The organism is Isoptericola sp. NPDC056618, from assembly GCF_042792715.1.
Lineage (GTDB): Bacteria > Actinomycetota > Actinomycetes > Actinomycetales > Cellulomonadaceae > Isoptericola > Isoptericola nanjingensis.
In genome coordinates this window covers 262,466-274,535 of sequence record NZ_JBHTVZ010000002.1, presented here as the reverse complement: position 1 = coordinate 274,535, position 12,070 = coordinate 262,466, and the positions used below count along the sequence as shown (strand labels likewise).

General features: G+C 70.3%; 11 protein-coding genes. 1 reads left to right on the top strand and 10 read right to left on the bottom strand.

Features of this window, described 5'->3' with window-relative positions; all coding sequences use genetic code 11:
* Nucleotides 1-264: 264 nt before the first annotated feature.
* The 3 genes from ACFQ8T_RS04330 to ACFQ8T_RS04320 form a co-directional block, all read right to left on the bottom strand.
* Nucleotides 265-1,590 carry a DUF3500 domain-containing protein gene (locus ACFQ8T_RS04330; RefSeq protein WP_430545322.1) on the bottom strand — a complete coding sequence of 442 codons (1,326 nt, stop codon included), beginning with the start codon at nt 1,588-1,590 and terminating at the stop codon, nt 265-267.
* A gap of 314 nt (nt 1,591-1,904) precedes the next feature.
* Complete coding sequence (locus tag ACFQ8T_RS04325; protein ID WP_430545321.1) at nt 1,905-3,332, bottom strand: aldehyde dehydrogenase family protein; 1,428 nt, start codon at nt 3,330-3,332, stop codon at nt 1,905-1,907.
* 1 nt (nt 3,333) lies between these two features.
* On the bottom strand, nt 3,334-4,419 hold the full coding sequence (locus ACFQ8T_RS04320; protein WP_430545320.1) for an oxygenase MpaB family protein: 1,086 nt from the start codon (nt 4,417-4,419) through the stop codon (nt 3,334-3,336).
* Nucleotides 4,420-4,522: 103 nt separating this feature from the next.
* On the opposite strand from ACFQ8T_RS04320, the gene ACFQ8T_RS04315 reads away from it, so the two are divergent.
* Complete coding sequence (locus tag ACFQ8T_RS04315) at nt 4,523-5,230, top strand: TetR/AcrR family transcriptional regulator C-terminal domain-containing protein (protein ID WP_430545319.1); 708 nt, start codon at nt 4,523-4,525, stop codon at nt 5,228-5,230.
* Nucleotides 5,231-5,240: 10 nt separating this feature from the next.
* Here the strand turns inward: ACFQ8T_RS04315 and ACFQ8T_RS04310 are convergent, their stop codons facing one another.
* From ACFQ8T_RS04310 to ACFQ8T_RS04280, 7 genes are all read right to left on the bottom strand, one after another.
* Complete coding sequence (locus ACFQ8T_RS04310) at nt 5,241-7,019, bottom strand: tannase/feruloyl esterase family alpha/beta hydrolase (RefSeq protein WP_430545318.1); 1,779 nt, start codon at nt 7,017-7,019, stop codon at nt 5,241-5,243.
* Entirely contained in the window at nt 7,016-7,900 is an 885-nt protein-coding gene (locus ACFQ8T_RS04305; protein WP_430545317.1) for an ABC transporter ATP-binding protein, read from the bottom strand. Before ACFQ8T_RS04305 ends, ACFQ8T_RS04310 begins: the two co-directional genes overlap by 4 nt.
* A gap of 1 nt (nt 7,901) precedes the next feature.
* Nucleotides 7,902-8,726, bottom strand: a complete 825-nt coding sequence (locus tag ACFQ8T_RS04300) for an ABC transporter permease (RefSeq protein ID WP_430545316.1) — start codon at nt 8,724-8,726, stop codon at nt 7,902-7,904.
* The gene (locus ACFQ8T_RS04295; RefSeq protein WP_430545315.1) at nt 8,696-9,505 is read right to left on the bottom strand and encodes an ABC transporter permease; all 810 of its coding nucleotides are present in this window, start codon (nt 9,503-9,505) and stop codon (nt 8,696-8,698) included. The genes ACFQ8T_RS04300 and ACFQ8T_RS04295 overlap by 31 nt, the downstream gene beginning before the upstream one ends.
* Complete coding sequence (locus ACFQ8T_RS04290) at nt 9,502-10,515, bottom strand: ABC transporter substrate-binding protein (RefSeq protein WP_430545607.1); 1,014 nt, start codon at nt 10,513-10,515, stop codon at nt 9,502-9,504. The genes ACFQ8T_RS04295 and ACFQ8T_RS04290 overlap by 4 nt, the downstream gene beginning before the upstream one ends.
* Nucleotides 10,516-10,622: 107 nt before the next feature.
* Nucleotides 10,623-11,249, bottom strand: coding sequence for a GntR family transcriptional regulator (locus tag ACFQ8T_RS04285; RefSeq protein ID WP_430545314.1), 627 nt, complete (start codon nt 11,247-11,249; stop codon nt 10,623-10,625).
* A 97-nt stretch (nt 11,250-11,346) separates the two neighbouring features.
* Nucleotides 11,347-11,931, bottom strand: a complete 585-nt coding sequence (locus ACFQ8T_RS04280) for an MFS transporter (protein ID WP_430545313.1) — start codon at nt 11,929-11,931, stop codon at nt 11,347-11,349.
* Nucleotides 11,932-12,070 lie beyond the last annotated feature (139 nt).

The following is a 12,070-nucleotide window of genomic DNA, read 5'->3' as shown; positions in this document are numbered from 1 at the left end:
GCGCGGTCAGGCCCGTCGACGACCAGGTGATTGCTGGTCGGCTCCGCAGCGGGCCACGCCGACAGATACCGTTCCCGACGGTGTCTGTCGGGCGCAGGGAGAGGGCCCTACTGACCCATCCCACCGACTCCGTCATTGCACCGCGTTCCACGAGCAGTTGCGCGCGTTCAAAATCGACCCGGGCCGCTGGGCCGGTATGGACGAGCGCACCGAGGCCGTTGGATGGTCGGGCACGAACCGCGCGCCCTTGGGACCTCGGGGAATCTAGCTTGCGTCCGTCCGTCCCGAGGTGGGAGCTGTGCCGTCGGCGGGAGCTGTGCCGCCTTCGGGCGGGGTCCCCCCGCCGCCGGGGCCGCCGGTCATGCCGCTGGCATCTTGCTGGGTGACGCTGCCGGCGTAGTCGTTCTCCGGGTCGCGGTAGATGGTGTGGATGTGGCCCCACCCGGCGGTGACGACGCCGTTGACGTCGGCACCGGCCGAGCCTTGCTGGTTGGAGAACTCGATGTAGACGTCCGGGCCGGAGATCTGGAAGTAGATGCCGTCGCCGGAGGTCATGTCGTACTCCGTGGCGCCGGACCAGTTGATGTATGTCTCGTCGAGGGTGGCCTCGATCTCGGCGAGCGCGGCGTCGGTGGTCTCCTGATCGGACAGGCCCACCCAGTTCGCGATGACGTCCAGCAGCAGTAGATTCTGCTCGTCGGTCAGGTCCGCGCCGGAGATCCCGGTGCCGGTCGGGTAGTCGCACGTGCCACCCGGGGCGCACACCAGGTTGCTGACGTCCTCGCCCTGGTAGAGCTGCTCCTTCTGCTCGTCCGTCAGGCTGTCGTAGAACGCGAACGCGGTGTCGTACATCCCGGCTAGCGGCTGCACCTCCTCGCCGTCCTTGTTGGTGTAGACGGCGGGCTGGGAGCCCAGGTGCGTAGGCGCGAACGTGACCTCGTCGCTCGACCCGTCGAGTGTGGCGTTGATACCCAGGTGGTGCCCACCGAACTGCACTTCCCACGCGCTGGAGTCGGACGGGTCGCCGAAGAACGCGATGTAGTACTGACCGAGTGATTCCTCGGTCGAGTTGCTGTTCTGCGCCAGGTATTCGTCACCGCCGATGATGCCGGTGACTGTCTCGTAGCCCTCGTCGCTCAGTAGTGCCTCGAGCACCTTCATGGCGGCGGCCTGCTGCTCCTCGGTCAGGTCGGTGAGGTTCAGCCCGGCCCGCTCGACGAACGTGACCGGGAAGTTCGACCACGAGGTCGTCTTCGTCTCGTCGTCGTAGTCGTACAGCACCTGCTCACGCTGCTCATCGGACAGCGTCTCGAGGAAGGCCTGAGCTGCGGCCGCGGTGTCCGAGATGGTCGCCGTGGTCGTTCCTGATGACGATGTCTCATCTGAGGTGGTGCTGCCCGTGCTGTCCGAACCGCTGGTGTCCGTGACAGCCGGACTCGCACCGGTGGTGGCGGTGGAGTCGTCACTGCTCGTCGCGCTGCAGCCGGAGAGGGCCAGGCTGCCCGTCAACAGCACTCCGAGGATCGAGGCCGTCACCCGATGGCGGGGGCGACGGACGGTGGCCGTGGTGGTGGGTTCGTAGTTCGTCATGGCGCGACGCTACGGATATTGCCTCCATCGCCCCTTGCTGTTCCCTGGGAATCTGCCCCGAAGGCGCGATCGGAACTGGCGACACACGCTGCGTCGACAACGATTCGCGCGTAACCGAAAGTGGTCGCCATGCGGCGAACGTTGCAGACCCCGCCGACGTTTCGAACCGTCGGTTTCCTGGATTCTTGAACGGCGTGTCGAGGGCGCAGCGCGGGCGTGTCAGAAGCTGTCGGCTCTGAGGCGGCGCTTCACTTGTCGACGAGCGGCTGCGGCGGTGGGCTACGACTCCAAGTGTCGGTGAGTCTTGAAGCCTGCTAACTGGTGGAGCGCTCCGCGATACGCCGCTTGGCGGTAGTGAATGGCGGCTGTGCGAATCGCAGAGTGTCTAAGGGGTGCGGCCTGCGTACGACAGTCTTGCGGTGACTGAATGTGTCAACCGAGTACTGGCCGTGGTACGCGCCCATTCCGCTGGCGCCGACACCGCCGAAGGGCAGTTCGGCGATCCCGGCCTGGAGCATGGGCGCGTCCAGGCCGACGCCGCCGGAGGAGGTGTGGGCGACGAACGCCTCGCGCGTCGCGGCCGAGTCGCTGAAGACGTAGAGCGCGAGCGGCTTGTCGCGCGCGGCGATGTAGTCGATCGCCGCGTCGACTCCCGCGACGGGGAGAATGGGCAGGATCGGGCCGAAGATCTCCTCGCGCAGATAGGCGGGCTCCTCGGTCGTGTGTGGCGGGCCCGGCGCGTGCACGACGGTGGGTGCGATGTACCGGTCGTCCGCGTGATGCTCGCCGCCGACGGCGACGTCCGCGCCCTCTAGATAGCCGGTCAGTCGGGTGAAGTGCCGGTCGTTGACGATGCGGCCGTAGTCGTCGCTGGCAGCAGGGTCCGCCCCGTACATGTCGGTGATCGCGCGCTGCAGCGCCGCGGTGAGCGCGTCCACCCGGTCGGGGGTGGTGAGGACGTAGTCCGGCGCGACGCAGGTCTGGCCTGCGTTGAGGAACTTGCCCCAGGCGAGGCGACGGGCGACCTGGTCGAGGTGTGCGTCGTCGTCGAACCAGGCCGGGGATTTGCCGCCGAGCTCGAGGGTGACGGGTGTGAGGTGCTCTGCTGCGGCGTGGGCGACGATCTTCGCGACGGTGCCGTTGCCGGTGTAGAAGATGTGGTCGAACCGCTGCCTCAGAAGTTCGGTAGAAACTTCCACCCCGCCCTGGACGACGTGGACGGCGTCCGCGTCCAGGTAGCGCGGGACGAGATCAGCCATGGCCGCGGACACGGTGGGGGTCAGTTCGCTGGGCTTGAGGACGACGGCGTTGCCTGCGGCGAGGGCGCCGACGAGCGGTGCGAGGAGGAGCTGCACGGGGTAGTTCCAGGGTGCGATGACGAGCGCGACGCCGAGCGGCTCGCGGACGAGGCGCCCGCTGGCTGGCTGCAGGGTCAGCGGTAGCGGCTGACGTCGCGGTCTGGTGAAGCGCCGCAGGTGGCGCAGCGTGTGGCGGATCTCGGCAAGCACGACCCCGGTCTCCGCGAGCCGGGCCTCGGTCGCGTTCTTGCGCAGGTCGTGCCACAGGGCGGCCTCGATCACCGGGCCGTTCTCGAGCAGTAGTCGTCGCAGCGCCTCTAGCTGTGCGCGGCGCCACGATAGCGGGCGGGTCGCGCCGGTGACGAAGCGATCGCGAGCGGTGCTGACGATGTCACCGATGGTGTTGATCGGCGTCTCGGGGTTTGCGGGCGCGGCCGTTCGCATCTCAGACGGCCTCAGCACGGACGCGTTCGCGCAGGGCGCGGGCGGACTCGATGAGCGTGACGCCGTCGGGGCCCCACATCAGTCGCATGTAGTGGCGCTCGAACGGACCGCGCTGCATCATCCAGACGAACGGGAGGGCGAGCTTGGCGACGAGGACGGCGAGTCGCGAACGCCCCGGGCTCATGCCCAGCGATGCGCGCATCTTGCCTGATGAGGCGCCGGCGGCAAGCTGGCGGAACAGGCCGTGGTCGAGGACTCCGGCGTAGAAGACTGCCGGCAGCTGGGAGCGGTGGAAGTTCTTCTTGAAGAGTCCGAACATCTGCTTGGCGAAGTTCTCGCCGGAGTCGGGCCAGATCGCCATCGTCTCCGGGGTGCCGAACAGGTCCGCGTACTTCTCGTACAGCGCGTCCATGTCGGCCTTCGAGTGCGGGATGTCCTCCTCGGGTGCTCCCACCAGGCGGCAGTAGGCAGCAACCTCGGCGAAGTACCGGTCGCGCTTCTCCGGGGAGAGCCGGTGCGGCAGCTTGCCATCACGGAAGGCGAACGACTCGTAGAGCCACAGCATCGAGTGCATCTCGGTCAGGGCCGCCCACATCGCGTCCCGCGCGCCGGCGGCCGCGTACCCGCCGAGCTCGGGTTCGCCGATGTCGATGGTCGGCCCGGCGACCTTGCTGTGGATCTGGTGCAGGTGCTTCCACATCCGCTGGGCCGACTCCGTGTCTCCGAGCCACATCGGCGCGTGCATCCCAGAGTTGCGCTGGCCGCGTTCGAAAAGGTCGAAGAACGTCACCGTGCCCTTGAGGGTCTTGCGCGACAGGGGGTCGTGGTCCCGGACGCCGGCGATGACCGGACGGTAGGTCGACTGGATCAGGCCCTGGAAGGCGTACTGGAACACGATCGTGGCCGGGTGCAGCAGCACTTCCCACACCACCGACTCCGGTCCGAAGAGGCCGTAGTCGGGTGTGCCCCCCGCGTTGAGCGATCCCCCGGCGGGTGTCGGCTCGCCGAATCGCCGCCATCTTTGGGCGTTGCCCTCGAGCCGCTCCTTGCTCACGATCCTGTAGTCCCGTTCTGCTGCGACGCTCACGCTCACTCCTTCGTCCGAGAGCCTTAGTTCCCGCCCGGGAACTCGCTGGTGGAGTGAACGTATGCTGGCGCCTGCCCCTCGTCAACTCCCTCGAAGGCGACACATGAGCACTGAACGAACCGCTGTACGCGGCGCGACGCGGCGAGCCATTGGCGTGCGCGCCGGGCTCACCCTCCCGAAGATCGTCGACGCTGCTCGGTCCCTCGACCCCGACGCCCTGACGATGCAAGCCTTGGCCGATCACCTCGGCGTGGACCGCAAGGCGCTCAACCATCACGTCAGCGACCGCGACACGCTGCTCGCCCTCGTCGCCCTGGACACCTTCTCCAGTACCTTCTCCGCCGTCGAGATCGCCGCTCACGCCGGCTGGCAGGACGCCTGCCGCAGTTATGCGCGCGGCTTCACCGAAAGCGCCATCGCCGCCGGTGTGCTCGCCGAGCGCATCCGGCTGACCGATGCCTACGTGACCAAGGTGCTCGAACCGACCGAAGCCGTCCTGCAGACGATGGTCGCCGCCGGGTTCGACGACGAGACGGCGATGCGCACTCTGTCGGCGCTCACCAACATCTGTCTCGCCTACGCGCGGGACGTCGTCCTCGCGACCCGCAGCAACACCAGTCCCCGCACAGCCATCCTGCGTGACGCACTCGCGCAGCGGGATGCCGACAAGCTGCCCACGCTCGCGCGCATCGCTGAGCTCCCCGTCACCACGTACGACCAGACGCAGCTCGACCTGAGCATCGACACGTTTATCGCCGGCGCCGAGGCCCGGCAGCGCAACGGCCGAACCTCGGCGCAGCAGCACCCTTGACCCGCGAAGTTCAGGTGCGCGGCGTGGGGTCCTTTGCGGTCAGCCAGGTGCGGTGCGGCCACAGGGACAGCGTGCCGCCGTCGGCGCCGGCCCAGGTCTGGTAGCCGCCGGAGTACAGCCGCTGACCGAGCCACTGGTAGCCCGGGCCGGGCTCCCTCCGGAGCGTGACCGCGACGAAGTTCTCCGCGTGGTCGGTGCTGCCCGTGCCGTCGTACCGCGCGACCTGCGGGTACGCGAAGACGGGCCGCGTGCGTTCGACCGCGCCGTCGTCGGCGTACGACGTGGCGGTGAGCCGGTCGGGGGCGGTACCGCTCTCCACCCAGGCCATGACCGGGGTGAGCACGTCCGTGCTGTTCGGACCGTCGCCGCCGCCACAGTGTGCGACGCCGGGCAGCATGAAGAGACGGGCGAAGGCGTCCACGCGGCGCTCCCCCACCGACCCGTTCATCGCGTCCCAGTACGCCAGGGTGGACTGCGGCGAGATGTGCTGGTCGTTCCAGCCGTGCCAGAGCAGGAGGCGGCCGTCGCTGCGGCGGAAGTCGGACAGGTCAGGGTCGAGGGCCGACATGTAGCTCGACGACTGCACCGTGTCCCAGAAGCCGTCACGGGTGAAGGACAGGTCGGACAGGGTGAAGCCGGGGTCCTGAGCGCCCGGCCACGCCAGGTACCGAAGGTACGAGAGGGCGAAGTCCTCGCTCTGGGAGTGGCCGTCCGCCGTGGCGGGCACGAAGAGCGTCCATTCCAGCTCCGAGCCCCACTCGTGCGCGATCTCCGGCTCGAGCCGCCACTTCCCGTCGTCGGTGACTGCGCCGTCGTGCAGGCGGCGCACGACGGCGGCCTCCTCGGTGGACAGGCACGTCTCGCCGACCTGCCTGTCGGTGCAGACGAGCGTCGCCGGGTCGAAGTCGCAGCGGCGCGGGTCGTCGAGGACGCCGTCGACCACCCCGTCGAGGCCGTCGCAGGCGTCGAGCACCGCCTGGTGCACCAGCGGCAGCTGGTCGGCGAGCAGGATGAACCGGCCGGCGTCGTCCTGGTTGGCGAGCACGTTCCAGGCATGGTGGTAGGTGTTCTGCACGGCCATGTTGTTCGCCGGCGCGCCCGCGGCGATCCCGTCGAAGTCATCCGGGTAGCGCTGCGCCTCCATGAGCGCCTCACGCCCCCCGTCCGAGCAGCCGGTGAAGTACGAGTACGCGGGCGCCCGCCCGTAGAACGCCGTGATCACCGCCTTCGCCACCTGGGCGGTGACGTGCACACCCCGATAGGCGAAGTCGATCTGGGCCTGCGGGTCGTCGAGGGCCCACGAGCCGTCGTTCTGTCCTTGGTGGCCCATGTCCGTCGTGGCGCTGGCGACGGTGCCGTCCTCCACGACCGGACAGCCGTCGGCCTGGCCGTAGCTGATCCGGGCGCTGCCGCACAGGCCGCCGCACCCGGTCTGCACGTAGCGCTGCGTCCACCCCTCGACGGGCAGCCGGACGACGAACGTCACCGCGGGCGCGACCGTGCCCGTGACCTCGCAGTACGGCGCGACCGCGTCGTCGACGACCTCCGCGGAGGTAACGGTCACAGAGGCGTCCGTGGCGTCGCCCAGGTCGAGTCCGAGAGCGTCGTCGCAGGACATCATGGGCGGCAGCGCCGCGAGGTCGCGCAGCCCGTCGGCGGTCACGGCCGGTCGCCCGCCGCCGTGTCCGCCACCCCTGCCTCCGGCATCGGCCGCCGCCGCGGTGGGCAGGAGCAGCGCGAGGCCGGCGAGCGCCGCGAGAGCGGCGCGAGCGGTCGTGGTCTTCCTCATGAACCATCCTCCGTTCCGTCCGACGGCGCGGGGCGCCGTCCCTGCTTGGCCTGCTGGATGAGCGCGTAGACGTGGCCGCGCAGCTCGCCGAACCGTCGGGTGGACCTAGTGGTGAGCTGGTCGCGCTCGCGCGGCAGGTCGATGAGCACGTCCTCGACGAGCACCGTGGGCCGGGCAGAGAGCACCAGCACGCGCTCACCCAGGTAGACGGCCTCGTCGATGTCGTGGGTGACGAACACGACCGTCACCCCGAGCCGCTCCCACAGGGAGCGCACCAGGTCCTCGAGCTCCGCCCGGGTCTGCGCATCGACGGCGGCGAACGGCTCGTCCATGAGGAGCACGGTGGGTTCGTACGCGACCGCCCGGGCGATGGCGACGCGCTGCTGCATGCCGCCCGAAAGCTGCCAGGGGTGTGAGGCGTGGCTGTCGGCGAGCCCGACGGCCGCCAGCGCGTCCGCCACAGCCTGCTTCCGCGCAGCGCGCGACAGCTTCTTCTCCTTGAGCGGCAGCTCCACGTTCTGCGCCACGGTGAGCCAAGGAAACAGCGAGCGGCCGTACTCCTGGAAGACGACGGCCATGCCGGCGGGCGGGCCGGTCACAGGCTCGCCGTCGAGGAGCACCTGGCCGGCGGTCGCGCCCAGCAGCCCGGCGATGCAGCGCAGCAGCGTGGTCTTGCCCGCGCCCGAGGGCCCGACGACGCACACCAGCTCGCCGCGGCGGATGCCGAACGACAGGTCGTGGATCGCCTCGACCGTCCGCTGCGTGCTCTCGTAGGTCTTGCGCAGGCCGCGGACGTCGAGGGCGACGGGGTCCCGGGCGTCGATACCGGCGGCGTCGGGTGCGGGCGCCGCTGCGGCGCGGGGGGTGCGGGTGAGCGGCATGTCAGGCTCCTCGTTCGACGGCGCGCTGGCCGTGGTACCAGGCCAGGACGCGGGACTCGGCCAGGTGGAACAGCACCGACAGCCCGACCCCGACGAGGCCGAGGAGGATGATGCCGGTCCACATCTGGGGGATGGCGAAGCTGCGCTGGAACTGCACGACGGCGGCACCCAGGCCGCGTGTGGCGCCGAAGAGTTCGCTGATCACCATGAGGATGACCCCGATCGAGAGGGCCTGGCGGGCACCGGTGACGATGCGCGGCGCGGCGCCGGGCAGGACGACGGCGGTGAGCCTGCGCACGGGCCCGAGCCTGTAGCTGCGTGCGGTGTCCAGCACGACGGGTTCGAGCCCTCGCACGCCGTCGACCGTGTTGAGGAGGATCGGCCAGAGGCAGCCCAGCGCGATCGTGATGATCTTCGACGTGGGGCTGGTGTACCCCGCGAAGAGGGCGATCACCGGCACCAGCACGGGCGGCGGCAGGGCCCGGAAGAACTCCATCGTGGGCTCGGTGGCGGCGCGCAGACGGCGGGAGGAGCCGATCGCGGTGCCGAGGGCCACGGCCACGACGAGCGCGGCGAGATAGCCGACGGCGAGCCGCCCGAGGCTCGGCGCGACGTCGTGCGCCCAGCGGTCGGCGTCCCAGGTCTGCGGGAAGATCTCGAGGATGGTCCGCAGCGCCGGCCAGTACAGGTCGGTACTGCCGTCGGTCGCGATCCACCACGCCGCGAGCAGCACCAGCGGGAGCGCGAGCGCCGCGACGACACGACGCACGGCACGGCGCACGCCACGACGCGCCGTCATGACGCGCTCCGCACGGACGGGTGCCACGCGAGCGCCTTCTTCTCGACGGCCCGGGCGAGGAGGTTGACCGCCACACCCAGCAGTCCGACGACGATCACGAGCGCGTAGGTCGTCTCGACGGCACCGGAACTTTGCGCCACACCGATCGAGTGCCCCAGCCCGGGCACACCGATCACCAGCTCCGCGGTGATCTCCAGGACGAGCGCCACCGCCGTCGCGAGCCGGAAGCCCGTCACGACGTACGGCAGCGTGGTCGGCCACACCACGGCGCGGGCCGTGCGCCAGGCGGAGAAGCGGTAGGACCGGGCGGTGTCGCGCGCGACCGGGTCGACGTCGGCGACGCCGTGCAGCACCTGGACGAGCACCTGCCAGAAGGCGGCGTAGACGACCAGGACGATCGACGACGTGGGACGCGTGCCGAACAGCAGCACCACGAGCGGGATCAGCGCGACCGACGGGATGGGGCGCAGGAACTCGACGGTCGATGCCGTGAGCTCCCGGACCGGCGGCAGGCTGCCGATCACCACACCGAGCACCACGCCGAGCGTCGTCGCGATCAGTAGCCCCACGGCCCATCCCTGCACCGTGTCGACCACGGCCTGCCAGAACGCCGGCTCGCCCAGCCGGCGCCCGAGTTCGGCGACGATCGCCGAGAACGGCGGCAGGTAGTCGGCGTCTACCACCCCGGTGCGGGTGAGCACCTCCTGGAGCGCGACAACGGCGAGCGCGCCCGCGGCGCCCAGGGCGGCGTCACCGCCCCGGGCGGACCGACGGACCCGCCTCGCCGCCGTGACGGCGGCCGTCACGGCAGCAGGGTGCTCAGGTCAGGCGCCTCCGGCATGAGGCCGTCGGCGACCGCGAGGTCGGCCAGGAGCTGCACGGAGTCGGTGTCGATCTCCGCCGGCCAGCGGGGCAGCGTCAGGTCCTTCAGCGTGGCCTCGTCGATCTCGGTGTAGGTCGTGAGCACCTCGCGCACCGCGTCGGGGTTGTCCTGCGCGTAGGCCAACGACTCGGCCATGGCGTCGGTGAACGCCTGCACCGTGTCTGGGTCCTGCTGCGCGAAAGCGTTGGAGGTGAAGTACATGGCGACGGTGAGGTCCGGGTCGGTCACGGCGTAGTTCGAGACGACCTGCTCGAGCCCCTGGCCGGCGGCCTGCGTCAGGAAGGGCTCGACCACCTGCCCGGCGTCGACGTCGCCCTTCTGCACGGCGGCCACGATGTCCGGGAAAGCCAGCTCCGTGTACGTGATGGTCGACGGGTCCCCGCCGTCCGCCTCGACCGCCTTGTTCACCGTGGTGGTATTGATGTTGTTGAGCGTGTTGACGGCGACCGTCTTGCCCTCGAGGTCCTTCGCCGAGGCGATGCCGCTGTCTGCGGGGGCCACGACGGCGCCGAAGTCTGCACCCTCCTCCCCCGTGCTGGAGACGCCCTCCGCGACCGCCTGCAGCTCCAGGCCGTTCGACGCGGCGAGCAGCAACGACGTCGTGTTGCTGAACCCGAACTGGTACTGGCCGCTCACGACCGCCGGAACGATCGCGGCACCGCCCTGGGCCGACTCGAGAGTCACGTCCAGGCCGTGCTTGTCGAAGATCCCCTCCTGCACGCCCAGATAGATGGGGGCGACGTCGACGATCGGGATGACCCCGACCGTCACGGCCGTCGTGCCGCCCGACGAGCCGTCGTCCTCACCGCCCTCCGCGGTGCCCGTGCCGCCCGAGCTGCACGCCGCGAGCGACACGGCGGCGGCAGCGAGCGTCGCGATCAGGATGGGTCGACGCCGTCGCGGCGTCCTACGGGTGCGTGCCGGTGCCTGCATCACGTCTCCTCCTCGAGACAGGTGCCACTCGTCGGCGAGCAGCGTCCAGCGTGATGCTAGCAAAATTGTTGACAATCGTGTCAACAACTTTTGGGTAACGGTCTCCGTCAGACAAGCGCGCGCAGCGCGTCCATCACCGAGGCGATGTGCGCCCGCATCGCGGCCTCGGCGGCGGCCGGGTCCCGCTCGACCACGGCCTTCACGATCGCCTCGTGCTGGACCAGCGAGACGGACGAGCGGCCCGGCACCCGCGACAGGGCGAACTGGTGGCGCACCATCTGCGCGTGCAGCTGCGCGACGATCCGGTTAGCGGTCTCGTGCGCCGCGACCTCGCGCAGGGTCGAGTGCAACTCCGCGTTGAGGTCGCTGTATGTGGTCGCGTCCCCGGCGTCGACGGCCTTGCGCATCCGCTTGCCGATCGACGTGAGCCGGTTCGCGTCAGCCGAGGTCACCTGCTCGGCCGCACGCGCAGCGACGAGGCCCTCGACGACCATGCGGATCTCGCTGATCTCGATGGCCTCGGAGAGGCTGATCTCGCGGATGCGGGCACCGCGGTTGGGCTGGCGCTCGACCAGACCCTCGGCCACCAGGTCCTGCAGCGCCGCGCGCACGGCGAATCGGCGCGCTCCGAACTGCTCGCACAGGTCGGCCTCGACCAACCGCTGTCGCGGGGCGAAGTCACCCCGCAGGATCGCCGCTCGCAGCTCGTCTCGCACCTGTGCGTCGTCCACCATGCCGTCCCCTCCGCTGTTGCCCGCCGCCGCCCTGACGAGGGGCATTGTCAACAATAGCGGCGGACGTCGGGGCGGCCGCGCGCCGCCCCGACGTGGCTCAGGCTCCCGCCTCGGGGTGCCGGCGGATCAGGACGCCGGCCAGCGTCATCATCACGACGCCGAAGACGGCGGCCGCCGCGAACATCGCGAAGCCGAGGTCGGCTCGCCCCGCGGCGAGCAGGAGGCCACCGGCCATCGGTCCAAAGACCGCCCCGAAGCGGCCCATGCCGGACACCCAGCTCAGCGCGGTGGCACGGTCGGCGTCGGTGTGGTGGATACCCACGGTGGCGTAGACCATCGTCTGGGCGCTGAACAGGAGCAGGCCCGCCAGGAACAGCACCGCGTACAGCGCACCGGTCGGCATGTGCACGCCCAGCAGGAAGACGAACACCGCCGTGAGGGCGAACCAGATCACCACGATGCGGCGCGGGCCGAAGGCGTCGGCCAACCGACCGGCCACGAGCATGCCGACCACGCCGCCCAGGTTGAGCATGCTGGAGAACATCAGCGCGTCCCCGGTCGCGTAGCCGAGGTCTCCCATGATCTTCGGCAGCCACTGGCCCACGCCGTACACGAGCATCAGGCCCGCGAAGGCCGTCAGCCAGAAGCAGAGCGTGATCGCCCACTGGTGACGGCGGAACAACGCCTTGAGGCTCTCCGACCGCGTCGCGGCCCCGGGGCGGGGGGGCCGCGGGGCGGGGCCCGGGACCGCGCGCACCCCCGGCGCGCGGGGGCGCCCCCCCCGCGGGTCAACCGGGGCGGGGGGGGGCCGGGGGTGGGTG